Consider the following 19,399-nt stretch of genomic DNA (forward strand, 5'->3'; position numbering starts at 1 on the left):
GGCTAGGCGACGGAGGTGTAGTGCGAAGCGTCACCTTCGAGGGACTCGCTGGCGCGCCCGTCGATCCCGGCGGGCACGTCCCCGGCGACCGTGACGCGGTTGAGCCGCCGCGGCAGGCCGTCGTAGTTGTCGATCGCGTAGTGCTGGGTGACCCGGTTGTCGAACAGCACCAGCTGGTTCGGTTCCCACGTCACGCGCACGATGTTCTCCGGCCGCGTGACGTAGGACTGCAGCAGCCGCAGCAGATCCCGCGACTCGGTCACCGACAGGCCCTCGATCCGCTGCGCGAACCCGCCGATGAACAGGCCGCGCTCGCCGGTCACCGGGTGCACCCGCACCACCGGGTGCACGGTCCGGTACTTGCGCGAGACGAACTGGGCGCGGCGCTCCTTCTCCTGCTCGTCCAGGGTTTCCGGCGGCTGGACGTAGTCGTAGTCGTTGGTGTGCACCGCGCGCAGGGTGTCGGCGAACGCGCGCAGCGGCGCCGGCAGGTCGCGGTAGGCCGCCGCGGTGTTCGCGATCAGTGTCTCCCCGCCGTAGGGCGGCACCACGAGGCTGCGCAGGGTGCTGGCCTTCGGCGGGTTGAGCACGAACGTGACGTCGGTGTGCCAGTGGTTGGCCCGCCCGCGCTCGCTGTCCACCGGCAGGATCGCCGGCGCGCCTTCGACGGCGGGCACGGTTGGGTGGGCCTTGGTCAGCTCGCCGAAGCGCGCGGCGAACCGCTGCTGGCCCTCGTCGTCGAGGTCGACGCCGCGGAACACCAGCGCCTTGTGCTCGTGCAGGGCGTCGGCCAGGAAAGCCACCTGGGTGGCGTCGAGGTCGCCGGCGGGGTCGATGCCGATGATCTCGGCGCCGATCCTCCCGGTGAGCTTGCGGACGTCGGTGCTGATCGCGGTCATGCGGGCTCCTTCACTCGGTTGCGGTTGACGGGACGCGCGAGCCCGTAGTGCTCGCGCAGGGTGCTGCCGGAGTACTCGGTGCGGAAAAGCCCGCGCCGCCGCAGTTCCGGGACGACGAGGTCGACGAAGTCGTCGAGCCCGCCGGGCAGGGTGGGCGGCATGACGTTGAAGCCGTCGGCGGCGCCGCCGGTGAACCACGCCTCCAGCTCGTCGGCGACCTGGACCGGGGTTCCGGCGAAGACGCGGTGCCCGCGCCCGCCGGCGAGCCGCTCCAGGAGCTGCCGGATGGTCAGGTCCTCGCGCCGGGCCAGGCCGACGACCAGCTCGAACCGGCTCTGGCCGCCCTCGGTGAAGCTGCCGACTTCCGGCAGCGGGCCGTCCAGCGGGTAGCCGGTGACGTCGTGGTCGAGCATCTTCGACAGCTGCTGCAGCCCGTAGTCCGGCGTGATCAGCGCGGTCAGCTCCGCCTCGCGCTCGCGCGCCTCCGCTTCGGTGCGGCCGAGGATCGGCGAGATCCCGGGCAGGATCTTGAGCTCGTCCGGCGTCCGGCCGTACTTGCTCAGCCGGCCCTTGACGTCGTCGTAGAACGCCTTGCCCTCGGCCAAGGTCTGCTGCGCGGTGAACACGGCTTCGGCGTGCCGGGCCGCGTATTCCTTGCCGGTTTCCGACGACCCGGCCTGCACGAGCAGCGGGTGCCCCTGCACCGGCCGTTCGATGTTGAGCGGCCCGCGGACCTGGAAATGGGGTCCGTCGTGGGAGATCGCGCGGATGCGGCCGGTGTCGGCGTAGACGCCGCTCGCCCGGTCGACGACCGCGGCGTCGTCGTCCCAGCTGTCCCACAGTTTCTTGACGACCTCGACGAACTCTTCGGCCCGGTCGTACCGCGCGTCGTGCGAGGGACGCTTGGCCAGGTTGAAGTTCCGGGCCTCGTCGATGCCCGCCGAGGTGACGATGTTCCAGCCCGCGCGCCCGCCGGAGAGATGGTCGAGCGAGGCGAACTTGCGCGCCAGGTGATAGGGCTCGTTGTAGGTCGTCGACGCGGTCGCAATCAGTCCGATGTGGACCGTGGACGCGGCGAGCGCCGACAGCAGCGTCAGCGGTTCGAAGTGGCTGTGGGAGTTGTGCTTCACGTTGCCCCACAGCGCGACGCCGTCGGCGAGGAAGAGCGAGTCGAGCTTGCCGCGCTCGGCGGTCCGCGCGATGTCCACGTAGTGCTGCAGCGTCCGGGCCCGGTGCGGGTCGGTCGACGGGTGCCGCCAGGCGGCCTCGTGGTGCCCGTTCGGCATCACGAAGGCGTTGAGGTGCATCATGGTTTCTCCTTGGGACGCCAGGTCGAGAACCGGCGTTCGAGGGCGACGAAGCCCTGGTTGACGAGCACGCCGAGCACCGAGACCGCGATGATCCCGGCGTACATCTGGGGAATCAGGAAGTTCACCTGGGTGGTGTTGATCAGGTAGCCCAGCCCGGCCTTCGCACCGACCATTTCGGCGGCCACCAGCACCAGGATCGAGTAGGACGCAGCCAGCCGGATGCCGGTGAACACCGTCGGCACGGCCGCGGGCAGGATCACCTTCCGGAACAGCCGCGGACTGGACAGCGCGAGCGAGCGGGCGGCCTTGACCAGCAGCGGGTCGACCGAATGCACGCCGGCGATCGTGTTGAGCAGCACCGGCCACACGCACGCGTAGAACACCAGGCTGATCTTCGACAGCTCGCCGATGCCCAGCAGGAGCGTGAACACCGGCAGCAGCGCCAGCGCGGCGGTGTTGCGGGCGAGCTCCAGCAGGGGCTGCAGGAACCGCGCCACCGGCCGGTACCAGCCGATCAGCAGCCCGAGCGGGACGCCGGCGCCGACGGCGAGCGCGAACCCGGCGGCCGACCGGCCGATGCTGGCCTGCAGGTGCTCGGCGAGTTCGCCGTCGGCGATGAGGCCCCACAGGGCCTGCAGGTCTTCCGACAGCGGCGGCAGGAACGTCCGCGTGCTCTCGTCGAGGACGAACCGGGGGACCAGCTCCCAGAGCGCCGCGAACAACACGACCGCGGCTGAGCCGTGGACCGCGCGGGTGAGCTTCTTCGTCCAGCGTCGTCGCGGTCGCGCGACCGGAACGGGTCCGGTGTGGACGGCCGGGGCGTCGAGGGTGGTGGTCATCGGACCGCGCTCCGTTCGTGTTCGGCCGCCTTGCGGACCTCGTCGTGCAGCAGTTCCCAGAGCAGGTGGCGCTGCCGCCCGAACGCCGCACCGGAACGCACGTCGCCGTCGCGGTCGCCGAGGTCGACGTCGACGACGGCCTTGAGCCTGCCGGGGCGCGACGTCAGCACGGCGACCCGCTGCCCGAGGTAGACGGCCTCGTCGATGCCGTGGGTGATGAACACGATGGTCTTGCCGGTCCGGCGCCAGATCCGCAGCAGCTCCTCCTGCAGCTGCTCGCGGGTCTGGGCGTCGAGCGCGGCGAACGGCTCGTCCATCAGCAGCACCGCCGGGTCGTAGGCGAGGCTGCGGGCGATCGCGACGCGCTGTTTCATCCCGCCCGACAGCTCGTGCGGGTAGCGGTCCTCGAAACCGGAAAGCCCGACCAGGGCGAGGTATTCGCGCGCCCGCTCCGCCCGCTGCCGCTTGCCGAGCGAGCCGCCTTCCAGGCCGAACTCGACGTTGGCGCGGGCGGTGCGCCACGGGAACAGCGCGTACTGCTGGAACACGACCCCGCGGTCGAGGCCGGGCCCGCGCACCGGCCGGCCGTCGATGAGCACCTCGCCGGACGTCGGGGTGGCGAGCCCGCCGAGCAGGTCGAGCAGCGTCGACTTGCCCGAGCCGCTCGGCCCGACCAGGGAGAGAAAGGTGCCGTCGGCGATGTCGAGGGAGACGTCGTCGAGCGCGGTGAGCTCGCCGAAGGTCTTGGTCACCGAGCGGATGGCGATCACTTCGTCACCGCCGGGGCGCCGTCGCGGTAGGGGTTGAACTCGTTGGTGTAGAGCTTCGAGGTGTCGATCTTGTCGCCCTTGAGGTAGTCCTGCTCCTTCAGCCACGGCTCCCAGAGCGTGTAGTCCTGGTCCGAGATGAGGCCGCCGCGGGTGATGCCGACGCTCTTCCAGTACTTCAGCGTGTCCGTGCTCTCGTTGCGGCCGCGGGCCTGGATGATCTTGGTGAAGCGGGCGATCACTTCGTCGCGCGGGGTCGTGCGCTCCCACTCGATCGCCCTGGCCACTCCCGCGACGAAGATCTTCGTCGTCTCCGGGTACTTCTTGATGAATTCGGTGCGCAGCACGTACGGGCCGCCGTTGTAGGGGCCGAACGCTTGGACGTCGCTGAACAGCGGGCGGACGCCGCCGGCCGCGAGCGCGTGGTCCTGCAGGATTCCCTGCAGGGCGGCGACGTCGAGCTGGCCGTTGCGCAGCGCCTGCTCCGCGTTCACCGGCGGGATCACGACGAGCTGCACCTGCTTGATCTCGTCACGGGACAGGCCCTGGCCCTTCAGCCACGTGTCGAGGGCGGCCTCGAGGTTCGCGCCGGCGGTGTTGACGCCGACCTTCTTGCCGATCAGGTCGCGGGCGGTCCGGATCGGACTGTCCTGTTTGGTGTAGAAGCCGATGAAGGCCTTCGCGTCGGAGCCGTAGTAGTTGACGACGGCCTTGACGGGCGCGCCGGCTTCGACGAGCTTGACGACCGCGCCGGTGAAGGCGCCGCCGAAGTCGGTCTGGTCGGTGGCCGCGGACTGGATGTCCTGCGGGCCGCTGATCGTGTTGCCGACCCACTTCAGCTTGACCGGGCCGAAGTAGCCCAGGTCCTGCGCGAGTTCGGGCAGGGTCACGGAGTTCGCGCTGCCCTGGTAGCGCAGCTCCAGCTTCTCGGGTTGCCCGGGCGTACTGGTGGCCGTCGCCGACGCGCAGCCGGCCAGCAGCACCGCGGCGAAGGCGAGCAGGGGCAGGGTTTTCTTCACGGTGGTTTCGTCCGTTCCGGGAGTCGGCGGGGTTGCCCTCGATTGTTCGGGACCGCCGAGCGGACGGTCAATTTTGCGAGTTCGTGAAATAACTCCGCCGTTGAGGACAGTGCCCGTTTTACGAAGCGCGCGGCCACCGGGTCAGGAGCGGACCGAGCGGGTCATCGTAGAGCACGTCGAGGAGCACCGCGCCGCCGGCCGTCGCCAGCTCGGTGCCCGGGAAGCTCGTGCCCACAACGGTTTCCGCCGGATCGAGGCAGCGTGATCGCCGCCGGACCTCGTCCCGGATGGTGGGAAGGCAGCCGGGCACCCGCGCTACACTCCGGTCGACCACCACGAGCACCGCCGGGTTCAGCACGTCGAGCAGGAGAGCGGCCGCTTGGCCGATGAGCCGCGCGCGTTCGTGGAACAACCGCACCGCCGCGGAATCGCCGGACGCGGCGAGCGCGAGCAATTCCGGAAAGTCCGGACGCGTGAGAAGCCCGCTTTCCGCGGCTCGCCGCGCGAGCGTCGCTTCCGAAACGGTGGCTTCGAGGCAGCCGGTCCGCCCGCAGTGGCACGGCTCGGTGCTGTCGTCGACCGGGAGGTGCGCGACGGCGCCGGCGGCCGACCGCGGGCCGTGGTGCACTCCCGCGCCGGTGGCGAACGCGGCGTCGACGACGTTGCCGGTGAACAGCTGCACGATGCTTTCGCGCGCCCGCGGGTGCCCGAAGAGCCGTTCGGCGTGGACCAGCGCCCGCGCGTGGCCGTCCACCTCCACGGGCAGCCCGGTGCTTTCGGCCAGCAGGTCGCGCACCGGCACGTTCCGCCAGCCCAGCGGCGGGTGCTCGACCACGGTGCCGGACTCGCGGTCCACCCAGCCGCCGGTGGCGACCCCGAGGCCGAGCGGCTCGCGGTCCGGCGCGTGCCCGAGCAGGAGGTCGTCGAGGATCTCGGCGGCGCGCGCGAGCAGGTCTTCGGCGGCCAGGCCGTCGTGCGGCTCTTCGTGCTGCACCAGGACGTTCCCGCGCAGGTCGAGCAGCGCGACGGTGGCGTGGTGGACGGCCAGGTGCAGCGCGCCGGCGACGTGCCGGCCGGTGTCGAGGCCGACCGGCACGTGCGGCCGCCCGACGCTCCGGCGGGGTTCGGCTTCGGGGAGCTCGCGCAGCAGCCCGAGCCGGGCCAGCTCGGCGGTGTGCCCGGTGACGGCGGCCGCGGACAGCCCGGTCTGCCGCGCGATGGTGCTGCGCGCGATCGGCCCGGAGTCGAGGACCGCCCGCAGGACCGCGCTCGCGCTCGCGCTGCGCCGGGCGCCGCGCGCGTCCGTCCTCTGTGGACCGTCCACCGGGGAGGGCATGGCTCGATCGTCGCAGACGCGGCGCCCCGCGCCCAGCGTGCCCACGATGTGGGGCCTTGACGCATGCCCATATGGGAATATGATGAGTCGCGTGGCACGAGCAGCGACGACGGCGGACACGTTCAACGCGGTCGCCGAACCCCGGCGGCGGCAGATCCTCGACCTCCTCATGGCCGGTGAGCGGTCGGTCGGCGACCTCGTCGACCTGCTCGGCCTGGCCCAGCCGCAGGTGTCGAAGCACCTGCGGGTGCTGCGGGAGGTCGGCGCGGTGGACGTCCGCGGCGACGGCCGCCAGCGGCTCTACCGGCTCAACGGGCCGGCGCTCAAACCCATCCACGACTGGGTCAAGCGGTACGAACGGACGTGGGCGGAGCGGTTCGACCTGATGGACGACGTCCTCGAGGAACTCAAGGAACAGGAGCAGTGACGTGGAGATCACCACCCCCGCCGACGACCGGATCCTCATCACGCGCGAGTTCGACGCGCCGAAACACCTGGTCTACCGCGTGTGGACCACGCCGGAGCTGGTGAAACGCTGGTGGAGCGGCCACCGCGGGACGACCACCGAGGTCGCGATGGACCTGCGGCCCGGCGGGCGCTGGCGGTACGTGCTGAAGACGAACGACGGCGCCGAGGTCGGCTTCCACGGCGAGTACCGCGAGATCGTCCCGGACGAGCGGATCGTCTACACCGAGGTGTTCGAGATGCCGGGCGTGGACCTCGACGCCGTGGACGGGCCGCTCAACACGGTCACCTTCACCGCCCTGGACGGCGACCGCACGCGCCTGGAGTTGCTGACCGAGACGGGCAGCCGGGAGCTGCGGGACACGATCCTCGAATCCGGCATGGAGGTCGGCGTCCAGGAGCAGATGGTGATCATCGAGGAGCTGGCGAACTCCTTGCGATAACGCGGGGGCTCGGCGCGTTATTCTACCGTTAGCTTGGCCGTACAACCGGGAATACCACTGAGCGTCTTGATGGCTGTGAAGGCGGCGAGGGGCCGCCACTGTGCTCAGGGGAACAATGACTTCGCTCAACCGTGTCGTGCGCGCTGGTTTCGGTGCCGGAGCCGCTTTGGCGGCGGCCGTGATTTTGGCTGCCTGTTCCGGTCAGCAGAAATCGCCGGATGCCGGGCCGGCCACGACCACGACGACCGGCCCGGCCACCACCGCGCAGGCCGCGAAGCCTGTGCAGCCTGCGGCGAACGGGCCGGCCGACGCCTGTGCCTCGGCGACCAAGGCCAGGCTGGAAGCCGCGCTCAAGGCGGACAAGCAGCTCTCCCGCTCGCTTCTCGTCGACAGCAAGGGCCTCCAGCGCATCAAATGCGTGGCTCCCTGGGCGTTCGCCCATTTCTCCAACGACATCGACGGGGGCAATGTGCTGTTCGCCTACCGGAACGGAACCTGGATCGCCCAGACTGGCGGCACGGGAGATTTGTGCGAAAAGGTCCCGGTCGCGATCGCCGCAAAGCTCTGTTACCAAGACTGATGTGAAATAGTCCCGGGGGCCGGCGGGCTTCCCGCGCCGGCCGCGCGCAGGAACCGCTCGCCGGTCTTCGCCAGTTCCGTGGCGAGTTCCGGGGCGTCGAGCACCTCGAAGTCCACTTCGAGCATCCCGAGGTACAGCCCGAGCATCTGCGCGTTGTCGGACCCGACCTCGGCGACGCACCGGTCCGGGCCCTCGGGCGTCACGCCGACGGCGATCGGCAGCCGGGCCCGCACGTGGTCCGCCGAAGCGTGCAGCCGTACTTTCGCGTGGAACCGCCAGGTCGCCGCGCCTACGCTCCGCTGCACGAACTGCGCGACGTCGCCCTCGGGCGGCTCGCGCGGGGTGAACCGCGGGCCGTTCGGCACCTTCGGCGTCATCCGGTCGACGCGGAAGGTGCGCCAGTCGTCGCGGGCGGTGTCCCAGGCGACGAGGTACCAGCGCCGTCCCCAGCTGACCAGCCGGTGCGGCTCGACGTCGCGCCGGCTCGGCGTGCGCTGGTGGCTCGTGTAGCCGAACCGCAGCCGCTCGCTCGCCCGGATCGCCGCCGCGATCGCGGTGAGCACGTCGGCGTCGACGGCCGGGCCGGCGCCGGGCACCGTGACCGTCGCGGTCTGCAGCGCCCGCACCCGGTGCCGCAGCCGCGACGGCAGCACCTGTTCCAGCTTGGCGAGCGCGCGCACCGACGTCTCGGCGATGCCGGCGACGCCCGCGGCCGTCCGCAGCCCGACCGCGACGGCCACCGCTTCGTCGTCGTCCAGCAGCAACGGCGGGAGCTGCGCGCCCGCGCCGAGGCGGTAACCGCCCTGGACGCCGGGGGCGGCTTCGACCGGGTAGCCGAGCTCGCGCAGCTTGCCGATGTCGCTGCGGACGGTGCGCGCGGTGACGCCGAGCCGGCCGGCCAGGTCGGCGCCGGTCCAGTCGCGCCGCGTTTCGAGCAGCGACAGCAGCCGCAGGAGGCGGGCGGAGGTCTGCAACATGCTCCGAGGATCGCACGAATCGCGGAAGGAAGTCTTCCGCAATGGCTTCTAACGTGCTTCCCATGACGAACGAAATCCGCCCCTTCCGCATCGAGATCCCACAGGCCGAGCTGGCCGGCCTCCGCGGGCGCCTGGCCGCCGCCCGGTTCGCCGAACCCGTGCCCGGCGACGAGCCGGACTGGTCCCGCGGCATCCCCGCCGACGTCGTCCGGGAGCTGGCCGAGTACTGGCGCGACGGCTACGACTGGCGCGCCCAGGAAGCGGCGCTCAACGCGTTTCCGCAGTTCACGACCGTGATCGACGGCCAGACGATCCACTTCCTGCACGTCCGCTCGGCGCAGGCCGACGCGATGCCGCTGCTGCTCACCCACGGCTATCCCAGCTCGATCGCCGAGTTTCTCGACGTCATCGGCCCGCTGACCGAGCCGGGCCCGGACGCGTTCCACGTCGTCGTCCCGTCGGTGCCCGGGTTCGGGTTCTCGACGCCGTTGAGCGGCCCCGGCTGGGACCTGGCCCGGACGACCGGCGCGTTCGCCGAGCTGATGACCCGGCTCGGCTACGACCGGTTCGCCGCGCAGGGCGGCGACCTCGGCGCGGGTGTCACCGGGCGGCTCGCGGCGGTGTACCCGGACCGCGTCATCGGGACCCACGTCAACAGCGACCGCGGCACGATCGTGCTCGCCGGCGAGCAACTGCCGGTGCCGGAGAACCTGTCCGAGGCCGAACAGTCCGAATTGGACACCGCCCGCGCGGCGTGGCGGGCGGGCCGCGGTTACCTCGACCTCCAGTCGCACAAGCCCGAAACGATCGCGGCCGCGCTGACCGACTCCCCGGTCGGCCAGCTGGCCTGGATCGCGGAGAAGTTCGAAGCGTGGACCGGGGCGGACGGCATCGATCGCGACCGGCTGCTGACCAACGTCAGTCTCTACTGGTTCACCCGCAGCGGCGCGACCGCCGCCCGGTTCCTCTACGAGGCCGCCCACTCCGGACACGGCTGGCTGGCGCCCTCCGACGTCCCGGCGGGCTGGGCGGTGTTCAACACCTCGCCGGTGGTCCGGCGGATCATGGACCCGGAGGAGAAGATCGTGCACTGGTCGGACTTCGCCGAGGGCGGCCACTTCGCGGCGATGGAGGAGCCCGGGCTGCTCGTGGGCGACATCCGCGCGTTCTTCCGTAAGCTTCGGCCGTGAACGTCCGCGCGCTCAACCGTGCGCTGCTCGCGCGGCAGCACCTCCTCGAGCGGACCGCGCAGCCGGCCGCCGCGATGCTCGGGCACCTCGTAGGCCTGCAGGCGCAGGCACCGCTGGCGCCGTACGTCGGTTTGTGGACCCGGCTTTCCGGCTTCCGGCCGGAAGAACTGGCCGCGCTGATCACCGGGCGTGACGCCGTGCGCGGGTCGCTGATGCGGGGGACGGTCCACCTTGTCCTCGCCGAGGACGCGCTGATCCTGCGGCCGCTGATCCAGCGCGTCGTGGCGAGCGGCTACACCGGGCACTTCGGCCGGCGGATCGGCGACGCCGACCTCGACGTGGTGGCCGCCGCCGGGCGCGCGTGGCTCGAAGAACGGCCACGCACGCGGCGGCAGCTGCGGGATCTCCTCGCCGAACGCTGGCCTGACCACGATGCCGAGGCGCTCTCGTACGCGGTCGGCTACTTCGTCCCCACGGCCCAGGTCCCGCCCCGCGGCGTCTGGGGTTCGACCGGCCCGGCCGTGCTCACGACCCTCGACGGCTGGCTCGGCCGTCCCTTGGCCGAAAAGCCGCCGATCGAGGACGTCGTGCGCCGCTACCTCCGCGCGTTCGGCCCGGCGTCGGTCGCCGACGTCCAGGCGTGGTCGGGACTGACGAAGCTGCGGGAAGTCGTCGAGCCGATGGAATTGCGGACGGTCCGCGCGGAGTCCGGCGACGTGCTCTACGACGTCGAAGACGGCCTGCTCCCGGACCCGGACACCCCGGCGCCGGCGCGGTTCCTGCCGGAGTACGACAACGTCCTGCTTTCGCACGCCGACCGGGCCCGGGTGCTCCCGCCCGGCCGGCGGGTCCCGTTGCCGCCGGGCAACGGCGCTTCACGCGGCACCGTGCTGGTGGACGGCTTCTACCGCGCGGACTGGCGGCTGCACGGCACGGGCCTGGAGGTCTCGCCGCACGACCGGCTCTCTGCGGGGGAGCGGGCGGAGATCGAGGGGGAAGCCGGGCGGCTGCTGGCGTTCCTCGACGCGGGGGAACGGCCGGTCCGGTTCACCGGAAACTGACCGCCGGACCGCCGCGCTGGGCCAGAATCGTCGTCGTGCAGTTCGCCATCCTCGGGCCGGTCGAAGCCCGCCGTCCCGACGGGACCCCGATCGCCCTCGGTGGCCCGCAGCTGCGTGGGCTGCTCGCGTTGCTCGCCCTCGACGCCGGGCGGGTCGTCAGTGCCGAGCAGCTCATCGACGGCCTGCACGGCGAGCACCCGCCCGAGGGCGCGGCCGAAGCCCTGCAATCCCAGGTCTCGCGGCTGCGGCGGCGGCTGCGGGACGGCGGCGCGCCCGACGGCCTCGTCGAGTTCACCCCCGCCGGATACCGGCTGGCCGTCGACCCCCGGGACGTCGACGTCCACCGCTTCGAACACCTCACTGCGCAAGCGCGGGAAGCCCCCGGTCCCGCGGCGAAACTGGAGCTGTTCACCGAAGCACTCGCGCTGTGGCGGGGTCCCGCGCTCGACGGGCTCGCCGACCCGCCGCGCGCGGCCCGGCTGGCGGAACTGCGGCTGGCCGCGACCGAGGACCGCGTCGAAACCGGGCTCGCGCTCGGCCACCACGACCGGCTCGTCGCCGAGCTGCGGGAGCTCACCCGCGAGCACCCGCTGCGCGAACGGCTCATCGCCCAGCTGATCCGGGCTCTGCACGGCAGCGGCCGGTCCGCCGAAGCCCTCGCGGTGTTCGCCGAGATCCGGGAACGTCTCGCCGACGAACTCGGCGCCGACCCGTCGCCGGAGCTCGCGGCCGCTCACACCGCGGTCCTCCGAGCCGCCCCCGCCCCGGCGCGCCGGGTGCCGGTGCCGCTTACCGGGTTCGTCGGCCGCGCCGAGCTCGACCGGCTCACCGCGGCCCTGCGCGACGCCCGGCTCGTCACGCTCACCGGACCGGGCGGCGCGGGCAAGACCCGGCTCGCCGTCGAAGCCGCCGCCCGGGCGGCGGGCGAGGCCTGTTTCGTCGAACTCGCGACGACCACCGAGGTCCCGCGCACCGTCCTCGCCGCGCTGGGCCTGCGTGAACAAGGGGTGCTGACGCCGGGCGCGGGCGCGGACCCGGCCGACCGGCTGGCCGCCGGGCTCGCCGACCGGCCGCTGCTGCTGGTCCTCGACAACTGCGAACACGTCGTCGCCGAGGCCGCGCGGCTGGTGCGGCGCCTGCTGGGCGAGTGCGCCGGCCTGCGCGTGCTGGCCACCAGCCGGGAGGCACTGGGCCTGACCGGCGAGACGCTGGTGCCGGTCGGCGCCCTGCCCGCCGGCGCCGCGGCGCGGCTGTTCACCGAGCGGGCCGCGGCGGTCGCCCCCGGGGAGCCGCCCGCACCGGCCACGGTCACCCGCATCTGTGCCGCCCTCGACGGCCTCCCCCTGGGCATCGAGCTCGCCGCCGCCCGGCTGCGGTCGCTGTCCGCGGACGACGTCGCCGCCCGGCTCGGCGACCGGTTCGGTCTCCTCTCGCGCGGCGACCGGACCGCCGAGCCGCGGCACCGGACCCTGCGCGGCGTCGTCGAGTGGAGCTGGGACTTGCTCGACCCGGAGGAACGGCTCCTGGCCGGGCGGTTCGCGGTGTTCGCCGGGGGCGCCCGGCCGGCCGCCGTCGAGCGCGTCTGTGACGTCCCTGATGCCGACGCCGTGCTGACCGGCCTGGTCGAGAAGTCCTTCGTGGAGTTCGACGGCGGCCGGTACCGGATGCTGGAGACCATCCGTGCGTTCTGCGCCGAGCAGGGCGACGACCGGCGCGCGGAGCACGCGAAGTACTTCCTGGACCTGGCGTCGGCCAACGAGCCGAAGCTGCGCGGCGCGCACCAGCTGACGGCCCTGGCCGAGCTGACCGCCGAACACGCCGACCTGCAGGCGGCCCTGCGCTGGAGCGTCACCGAAGAGCCGGAGACCGCGGTGCGGCTCATCGCGGCCCTGTCCTGGTACTGGTGGCTGCGCGGCCTGCGGAGCGAGGCGACGCCGATCGCGGACACTGTGCTCGCCGCCGTCGGTCCGGAACCGCCGCCGGGGCTGGCCGAGGAATACGTCCTGTGCGTGATCCAGGCTTCGGGCACCGACGTCGCGATCGAGCCGATCCTGCGGCGGCTCGACGGGCCGCTGCGATATCCGTACCTCTTCCTGCTGTGGGCGTTTTCCCCGCGCACCAAGGCCGAGGACGGCGAACGGCTGGCCGCGCTGATCGGCCCGGACGCGTGGTCCCTGGCGTTCGCGCGGATCGGCGACGGCCTCGGCGCGCAGTACCGCGGCCGGATCGCCGAAGCCGAAGCGCACTTTTCGGCGTCACTGGCGGCTTTCCGCACCCTGGGCGACCGCTGGGGCGAGGCGAGCGCGCTGGAGAAACTCGCGGAGTTCGCGGACTGGCACGGCGACCACGCGCGCTTTCGCGAGCTGATGGACGAGTCCGTGCGGCTGGCCGGCGAACTCGGCGCGGCCGAAGACGCCGCCGACCTGCTCTGCCGCCGCGCCGACGGCGTGCTCCGGCACGGGGACGCCGAAGCCGCGAAAGCCGACTACGAAGCCGCCGCCGAGCAGGCGCGCGCCGCGGGCACGCCGGTGATGCTCGCCCGGGCCCGCGGCGGCTTGGGGGAGATCGCGCGGCGCGCGGGCGACCTGGCCGCAGCCCGGCGCTGGTATTCCTCGGCGCTCGGCCTGGCCACCGACCCGGTGACCGGCGGCGAGACGCGGATCCGGCTGCACACCGGCTTCGGCTGGACGGCGGCCGCCGAGGGCCACCTCGAAGAGGCGACCGAGCTGCACCAGGAAGCGCTGGCCACGGCGCTGGAACACGCGAACCTGCCCGGCGCGGCCCAGGCGATCGAAGGGCTGGCCGGGGTCCTGGCCGGGCGGGGTCAGGACGAGCGGGCCGCGTTCCTGCTCGGCGTCGCGGTCGGGCTGCGCGGCTCGCCCGTCACGGGGGACGCCGACGTCGCCGGGGTGGCGGACCGCGTCCGGGCGCGCATCGGCGCTTCGGCTTACGCCGAGGCGTTCGACCGCGGCCGCGAAATGCCCCCTGAGCAGGCCGTCGAAGAGGCCGGTCAGCGGCGGTTCGCGCTCGGTTCGTGAGCGGTCAGCGGCCCCGCCGATCCTTCGGGGCATGACGAAGCACATCCTGATCTCCGGCGCCGGCGTCGCCGGCCCCGCCCTCGCCTGGTGGCTGCACCACCACGGCTTCCGCGCCACCGTCGTCGAGCGCGCCCCGAGCCTGCGCGAAGGCGGCTACAAGGTCGACATCCGCGGCGTCGCGGTCGACGTCGTCCGCCGGATGGGCTTGCTGGACGAAGTGCGCGCGGCGAGCACCGGCATGCGGGGCGCGGCGTTCGTGAACAAGCGCGGCAAGCAGCTCGCGACGCTCGACGCGGACACGTTCGGCTTCCGCCACGGCGACGACACCGAGATCCTGCGCGGCGACCTGGCGAAGATCCTCTACGACGCCACCCGCTCGCACACCGAGTACGTCTTCGGCGACTGGATCACCGGGCTCGACCAGCGTCCCGACGGTATCGAGGTGACGTTCGCCCACGGCGCGCCCCGCCGGTTCGACCTGGTCGTCGGAGCCGACGGCCTGCACTCCGGCGTCCGTGCGCTGGCGTTCGGCCCGGAGGAGGACTACCTGCGCCGGTTCGACGCCTACCTCTCGATCTCCACGGTGCCCAACAGTTTCGAGCTGGACCGCTGGGAGCTGCTGCACTCGGCGGCGCCGGGCAAGATGGTCAACGTCTACAGCACCGCGCGGGCGGCCGACGCGAAGGCGGCGTTCTGGTTCACCGCACCCCCGCTGACCTACGACCGCCGGGACGTCGACGGCCAGAAGGACCTGGTGGCGGACCGGTTCGCCGGCCTGGGCTGGGAAATCCCGGCGTTGCTGGAGGCGATGCGCGAAGCGGGCGACTTCTACTTCGATCCGGTGTGCCAGATCGTCATGGAGACTTTGTCGACGGGCCGGGTGACGTTGCTGGGCGACGCGGGATACTGCCCGTCCCCGGCGTCGGGCCAGGGCACGAGCCTGGCTTTGGCGGGCGCGTACGTCCTGGCGGGCGAACTGGCCACTTCGGACGACTTCGCGAAGGCCGGCTTTGCGACGGCACTGTCCCGGTACGAAGCCGCGATGCGGCCGTTCATCGAGAAGAACCAGGCGCTGGCGAAGACGGCGTTGCGCGGCATCATCCCGCAGTCACGGGCATTCGCGTGGTTCACCACCCGGATGATCCGGCTGATGCCGTACCTGCCGGGCCGCAACCGCGTCCTGGAGCAGATGGCCCGCCCGGTCCGTGAAGCGGCGAACGCCTTGGTGCTGAAGGATTACCCGGCCGCGCGGCTCGTCTAGAGCGCGGCCTTCACCTTGGCCGCGACCTCCGCCAGCTCCTCCCTCGACCGCACCCGCCAGTCGGCGTCCATGACGAAACCGTCGCCGGCGAACCGGGGGATCACGTGCAGGTGGACGTGGGGGATCTCCTGGCCCGCGGCCTTGCCGTCGGCCAGGAACAGGTTGATCCCCTCGCAGCGCAGGTCCGTGCGGCGCAGCGCCGCCGCGAGCGTGTGGGCGATGGTGAACATCCGCGCCCCCGCTTCGGCGGGGAGGGAGGCCAGGTCCGCGTGGTGGGCCCGGGGGAGCACCAGCAGGTGGCCCGTGGTCACCGGGCGCAGGTCGACGACGGCGGCGAACTCGTCGTCCTCGTGGACGAACGCCGCGGGCGCCTGGCCCGTGCCGATCGCGCAGAAAACGCATTCTCCGCCGGACGTGGTCGGCGGCATGCGGTGAAGTTCTGCCATGTGGGCGACCTTATCGGCCGCCGAGCCAGTGGCGCAGTGCCCACCAGGACCGCACGGCGTCGAGCACCCGGCCGCCGCTGTTCTCCGCCAGCGCCAGCGGGGTGAGCTCGATCAGCCGGTCGAGGCGGTAGCGGACCGTGTTGGGATGCAGGTGCAGCGCGTCGGCCGTGGGACGCAGGCGCTGGCCGTGGTCGAGGTAGGTCAGCGCCGTCGCGGCCAGCTCGCGGTGGAACGCGTTGCCGGGATCGAGCTCGCCGAGCAGGTCCGCGGTGAGCAGTTCGCCGAGCAGCGGCTGCGCCCCCAGCGCGATCTCGCCCGCCAGCTCGCTGAGGTCGTGGTAGCCGCGCCCGGCGATCCGCGCCGCCGCCGTGCAGAGCCGGTGCACCTCGCGCAGTTCGGGTAAGGCGGCCGGCGGCGCGACGACGAGCAGGACGTCTTCGGCGAGCCCGACGCCGGTGGGCGGCCGGGCCGCCAAGCCGGTGAGCCTGCCCTCGACCAGCCCGTACACCCCGCCGAACTCCAGCAGCGCCTGCTCGAGTGTGCGGGCCCGCGCCGGGTCACTGACGTCGGACACCACGCAGGAGTACCGCCCGTCGGGTCGCAGCCCGGCCGGCCGCAGCTCTTCGGGCGTGGGCGGGTGCCCGGCGAGCAGCAAGGTCCGCAGCAGCTGGGTCCGCGCGTCGCGCACTGTGCGCGACAGCTGCAGCTCGGCGGCGTGGTAGCCCTTGACGACGTGGCGTTCCAGCGCGCCGGTGTAGCGCTCGGCCTCGAGGACGGTTTCGAGGATGATTTTGTCGGGCACGCCCACCGCCCTGGCCCGTTCGACGGCGAAGCGGGCCGCGAGCATCCGGCCGGCCTGGACACCGCTCAGCAGGTCGGCGAGCGGGACGCCCTGCGCGGCGCGGTCGGCGCCCAGCGCCTCGGCCGTGGTGTAGTCGGCGTTGTCGGGATTGGTCGCGGCCCGCAGCGCCGCGGAAAGCAGGAACTGGACGTGCCGCCGGTTCTCCGCCTCGGGCAGCCGGGCGACCTCCGGCGACTGGCTTCGCGCGGCCTTGACCAGTTCGTCGAGCAGGTCCTCGTCCGCCGCCATCGCGTCGAGCACCTGCCTGATCAGCGGTGACGCCGGCACGGCACCTCCCCACCCCGTTGTGGCACGGCCACAACACCGTGTGCGCGATGTTGGGCGAGCGGCCCTACCGGAGCGGCTCCGGTGGCCGGTTATCGTGAGAATACCGGACAGTAACCCCGTTCCTCCGCGAACGCGATTCCCTGGCTTTCGCGAGGTCACCACACCTCTTCAGCGTCGAAAGGTGTTTGCCGTGCCCATTTCCCCGAACAGCCGCCGACGGCGGTCCTACCTCTCGCGCCTGGCGTACCTGGTCTCCGCCTCCGCCCTGGTGGCGACCGCTATCGCGGTCCCGGCGAGCGGCGCCCCGGCGGCGCTGCGGGAGGTGATGTTCGTCGGCAACAACTGGGAAGGCACGGCGGACGTCATCCAGTCCCGGGGCTCCTTCGCCCGCATCGGGCGGGTGAACATCATCCCCGACAAGGACCAGCGGCTCGCGGAGATCTACCTGAACCCGGTCAAGCTGGCGTTCTTCCTCGGCATCCGCAACGGCCCCGGTGAGGGGCACGACCAGTTCGTCGACGACATGTACACCACGCCGGACGGCACTTCGGTGGTCGCGTCGCGGCCGAGCTTCGCCGACGTCGTCTCGATCAGCCTCGCCACCGGCCGGATCAACTGGCGCTTCCCGGTGTCGGGCTTCCGCGCCGACCACATGGCGGTGTCGCCGGACGGCCGCCGCGTCGCCGTCTCGGCCTCGACGTCCAACACCGTGCACGTGCTGGACATCGGCACCGGGCAGCAGGTGGGCTCGTTCGCCACCGGGGACAAGCCGCACGAGAACGTCTTCACCGACGGCGGCCGGTATCTGTGGAACATGTCGATCGGTGAGGTCAACACCGACCTCGACGACCCCGGCTGGGACTTCACCAAGGGGGACCGGCACATCACCGTCGTCGACGCCGCCACCTTCCGCCAGGTCAAGGTGATCGACATGCGGCAGCGGCTCGACGCCTTCGGGCGCAGCGACCTTTCGGACGCCGTCCGGCCGGTCGCGTTCACCCCGGACGGGTCGAAGCTGTACTTCCAGGTTTCGTTCTTCAACGGCTTCGCCGAGTACGACGTCGCGACCGACAAGATCACGCGGGTCAAGGAGCTGCCGAAGAACCCGGCCACCAGCGACGACCGCAAGACTTTCGTCAACGACTCGCGCCACCACGGCCTGTCGATGAACCCGGCGGGGACCAAGCTCTGCGTCGCCGGGACCATGGACGACTACGCCACGGTCGTCGACCGGACGTCCCTGCAGCCGGGACCGCTGGTGCCCGCGGTGAAGCCGTACTGGGCGACGGTGAGCGGCGACGGCAGCGCGTGCGTGATCTCCGAGGCCGGCGCGGACCAGGTCACCGCCATCGACTTCGCGACCGGGCGGAAGCTCGTTTCGGTCCCGGTCGGCGACCACCCGCAGCGGGTCCGCATCGGCCACGTGCCCGACGGCTGGACGGGCCCGGCGACCTCCTGATTCGCGCAAGTTCGTGAAGGCCACCTTGAGGAACTTCAAGTTCCTCAAGGTGGCCTTCACGAGCTTCAGGAGATGGCGAAGGCCGCGGTCAGCCAGCCGCGGACCTCTTCGTCCACATCGGACACGGCGCGCAGGCTCAGCTTGTGCCCGACGCGCGGCCCGCTCGCCCAGTTCGCCGGGGCGATGCGGGCCGTTTCGATCGGCCGCGGCAGCCACAGGTACACCAGGACGTCACGCGACCGCGGGCGCAGCTCGGCCAGCTTCCGGTCCCGTTTGAGGAACACCCCGACTTTGACGGCGTCTTCGTGGACGTCGCCGAGGGTGCGCAGATGCCCGACGACGGCGTCGTAGACCGCACGCTGCCACGGAGCCTTGCCGGCGAACGTCTCGTCGACGGTGCAGCCGGGGACGCACGTGTGCCCCTGGCGGGCGCGCGCGAACTCGCGGTCGCAGCGCGGGCACGTCCACCGGGTCGGCATGCCGTCCAGGATGGCACTCACAGTGCCGCCGGGCCGAGCGCCGGGATGGTGGCGGCCGCGTGCACCAGCTGCCGGGCCGCCGCGCCCGCGGCGGCCCGCTGCGACGGCGGCAGCTTGTCCAGCAGCGCGCCCAGCGCGGCGTGCCGGCGGTCGAGCATCCGCGCCACGATCTCGTGCCCGGTCTCGGTGACCTCCAGCGTGACGACGCTGCGGTTGCCGGGGCTGCGGCCGCGAGCCACGTAGCCGAGGGCTTCCAAGCGGTCGGCCAGCCGCGTCACCGAGGACGCGTTGACGCCCATCGCCACCGCCAGCTGCGAACTCGGGACCCGGCCGAGGCGGTCGAGGATCAGCAGCAGCCGCGACTGCGGGAACGACACCTCGGGTGGGGCCGCGTGCGCGCATTCCCACGCGATCCCGACCAGGACCACGGTGAGGCTGTCGAGCGCGGCCACATCCGGGTCGGCGTCTTGGATGGGTTGCATGCCGCAATACTTGCCAACCGCAAGAGCATCGGTCAAGATGGACATCCCCGGCGCTCGCCGGCGGTTCCGGCCGTCTCGGCCGCAGCTCAATTTTTCGTGGCCGAAGGCTGCTCCCTGCGCTGAATCCGTTGGCACGTAAGACATTCATAAGGATTTCGCTGAACCTCCCCGCGACGACGTCCGTGTACCCCGTACCGAACTGTCGTCAGAAGGAGGAAC

The 19,399-nt window shown here is 72.2% G+C and carries 19 protein-coding genes; 8 read left to right on the forward strand and 11 right to left on the reverse strand.

Annotated features, from left to right (window positions below; genetic code table 11):
- Window positions 1-2: 2 nt before the first annotated feature.
- The 6 genes from A3CE_RS0148075 to A3CE_RS0148100 all read right to left on the reverse strand — a co-directional run bounded on the left by A3CE_RS0148075 (window position 3) and on the right by A3CE_RS0148100 (window position 6,170).
- Window positions 3-899: a TauD/TfdA dioxygenase family protein gene (locus A3CE_RS0148075; protein ID WP_020647291.1), complete on the reverse strand. Its 897-nt coding sequence runs from the start codon at window positions 897-899 to the stop codon at window positions 3-5.
- Complete coding sequence (locus tag A3CE_RS0148080) at window positions 896-2,209, reverse strand: LLM class flavin-dependent oxidoreductase (RefSeq protein WP_020647292.1); 1,314 nt, start codon at window positions 2,207-2,209, stop codon at window positions 896-898. Before A3CE_RS0148080 ends, A3CE_RS0148075 begins: the two co-directional genes overlap by 4 nt.
- The gene (locus A3CE_RS0148085; RefSeq protein ID WP_020647293.1) at window positions 2,206-3,048 is read right to left on the reverse strand and encodes an ABC transporter permease; all 843 of its coding nucleotides are present in this window, start codon (window positions 3,046-3,048) and stop codon (window positions 2,206-2,208) included. The genes A3CE_RS0148080 and A3CE_RS0148085 overlap by 4 nt, the downstream gene beginning before the upstream one ends.
- Window positions 3,045-3,818, reverse strand: coding sequence for an ABC transporter ATP-binding protein (locus tag A3CE_RS0148090; protein WP_020647294.1), 774 nt, complete (start codon window positions 3,816-3,818; stop codon window positions 3,045-3,047). The genes A3CE_RS0148085 and A3CE_RS0148090 overlap by 4 nt, the downstream gene beginning before the upstream one ends.
- On the reverse strand, window positions 3,815-4,834 hold the full coding sequence (locus tag A3CE_RS0148095) for an ABC transporter substrate-binding protein (RefSeq protein WP_020647295.1): 1,020 nt from the start codon (window positions 4,832-4,834) through the stop codon (window positions 3,815-3,817). Before A3CE_RS0148095 ends, A3CE_RS0148090 begins: the two co-directional genes overlap by 4 nt.
- A 118-nt stretch (window positions 4,835-4,952) precedes the next feature.
- Window positions 4,953-6,170: an ROK family transcriptional regulator gene (locus A3CE_RS0148100; protein WP_020647296.1), complete on the reverse strand. Its 1,218-nt coding sequence runs from the start codon at window positions 6,168-6,170 to the stop codon at window positions 4,953-4,955.
- A 91-nt stretch (window positions 6,171-6,261) separates the two neighbouring features.
- Here A3CE_RS0148100 and A3CE_RS0148105 point away from each other — a divergent pair, with 91 nt between their 5' ends.
- From A3CE_RS0148105 to A3CE_RS59140, 3 genes are all read left to right on the forward strand, one after another.
- The gene (locus tag A3CE_RS0148105; RefSeq protein ID WP_020647297.1) at window positions 6,262-6,597 is read left to right on the forward strand and encodes an ArsR/SmtB family transcription factor; all 336 of its coding nucleotides are present in this window, start codon (window positions 6,262-6,264) and stop codon (window positions 6,595-6,597) included.
- A 1-nt stretch (window position 6,598) separates the two neighbouring features.
- On the forward strand, window positions 6,599-7,078 hold the full coding sequence (locus A3CE_RS0148110) for an SRPBCC family protein (RefSeq protein ID WP_020647298.1): 480 nt from the start codon (window positions 6,599-6,601) through the stop codon (window positions 7,076-7,078).
- Between the two features lie 115 nt (window positions 7,079-7,193).
- Window positions 7,194-7,658: a hypothetical protein gene (locus A3CE_RS59140; protein WP_020647299.1), complete on the forward strand. Its 465-nt coding sequence runs from the start codon at window positions 7,194-7,196 to the stop codon at window positions 7,656-7,658.
- On the opposite strand, the gene A3CE_RS0148120 is transcribed toward A3CE_RS59140, so the two are convergent.
- The gene (locus tag A3CE_RS0148120) at window positions 7,646-8,635 is read right to left on the reverse strand and encodes a helix-turn-helix transcriptional regulator (RefSeq protein WP_020647300.1); all 990 of its coding nucleotides are present in this window, start codon (window positions 8,633-8,635) and stop codon (window positions 7,646-7,648) included. The genes A3CE_RS59140 and A3CE_RS0148120 overlap by 13 nt on opposite strands.
- A gap of 62 nt (window positions 8,636-8,697) precedes the next feature.
- Here A3CE_RS0148120 and A3CE_RS0148125 point away from each other — a divergent pair, with 62 nt between their 5' ends.
- From A3CE_RS0148125 to A3CE_RS0148140, 4 genes are read left to right on the forward strand one after another with little or no spacing between them, the layout of a single operon-like run.
- Window positions 8,698-9,825, forward strand: a complete 1,128-nt coding sequence (locus A3CE_RS0148125; RefSeq protein ID WP_020647301.1) for an epoxide hydrolase family protein — start codon at window positions 8,698-8,700, stop codon at window positions 9,823-9,825.
- On the forward strand, window positions 9,822-10,886 hold the full coding sequence (locus A3CE_RS0148130) for a winged helix DNA-binding domain-containing protein (protein WP_020647302.1): 1,065 nt from the start codon (window positions 9,822-9,824) through the stop codon (window positions 10,884-10,886). The genes A3CE_RS0148125 and A3CE_RS0148130 overlap by 4 nt, the downstream gene beginning before the upstream one ends.
- Window positions 10,887-10,921: 35 nt before the next feature.
- On the forward strand, window positions 10,922-13,924 hold the full coding sequence (locus A3CE_RS0148135; RefSeq protein WP_020647303.1) for an ATP-binding protein: 3,003 nt from the start codon (window positions 10,922-10,924) through the stop codon (window positions 13,922-13,924).
- A gap of 31 nt (window positions 13,925-13,955) precedes the next feature.
- Window positions 13,956-15,185, forward strand: a complete 1,230-nt coding sequence (locus A3CE_RS0148140) for an FAD-dependent monooxygenase (RefSeq protein ID WP_020647304.1) — start codon at window positions 13,956-13,958, stop codon at window positions 15,183-15,185.
- Here A3CE_RS0148140 and A3CE_RS0148145 read toward each other — a convergent pair.
- Window positions 15,182-15,631 (reverse strand): HIT family protein, encoded by a 450-nt coding sequence (locus A3CE_RS0148145; RefSeq protein ID WP_026469577.1) that lies wholly within the window; start codon window positions 15,629-15,631, stop codon window positions 15,182-15,184. The two genes, A3CE_RS0148140 and A3CE_RS0148145, sit on opposite strands and share 4 nt — an antisense overlap.
- 10 nt (window positions 15,632-15,641) lie before the next feature.
- Window positions 15,642-16,760 carry a PucR family transcriptional regulator gene (locus tag A3CE_RS0148150; protein WP_020647306.1) on the reverse strand — a complete coding sequence of 373 codons (1,119 nt, stop codon included), beginning with the start codon at window positions 16,758-16,760 and terminating at the stop codon, window positions 15,642-15,644.
- Window positions 16,761-16,950: 190 nt separating this feature from the next.
- Here A3CE_RS0148150 and A3CE_RS0148155 point away from each other — a divergent pair, with 190 nt between their 5' ends.
- Window positions 16,951-18,219, forward strand: coding sequence for a YncE family protein (locus A3CE_RS0148155; RefSeq protein ID WP_020647307.1), 1,269 nt, complete (start codon window positions 16,951-16,953; stop codon window positions 18,217-18,219).
- A 65-nt stretch (window positions 18,220-18,284) separates the two neighbouring features.
- Here the strand turns inward: A3CE_RS0148155 and A3CE_RS0148160 are convergent, their stop codons facing one another.
- Both A3CE_RS0148160 and A3CE_RS0148165 read right to left on the reverse strand, forming a co-directional pair.
- Window positions 18,285-18,698, reverse strand: a complete 414-nt coding sequence (locus A3CE_RS0148160) for a DUF5655 domain-containing protein (RefSeq protein WP_020647308.1) — start codon at window positions 18,696-18,698, stop codon at window positions 18,285-18,287.
- Between the two features lie 17 nt (window positions 18,699-18,715).
- Window positions 18,716-19,180, reverse strand: a complete 465-nt coding sequence (locus A3CE_RS0148165; protein WP_020647309.1) for a MarR family transcriptional regulator — start codon at window positions 19,178-19,180, stop codon at window positions 18,716-18,718.
- Window positions 19,181-19,399 lie beyond the last annotated feature (219 nt).

The sequence above is a fragment of the Amycolatopsis balhimycina FH 1894 genome (assembly GCF_000384295.1).
GTDB classification, from domain to species: domain Bacteria; phylum Actinomycetota; class Actinomycetes; order Mycobacteriales; family Pseudonocardiaceae; genus Amycolatopsis; species Amycolatopsis balhimycina.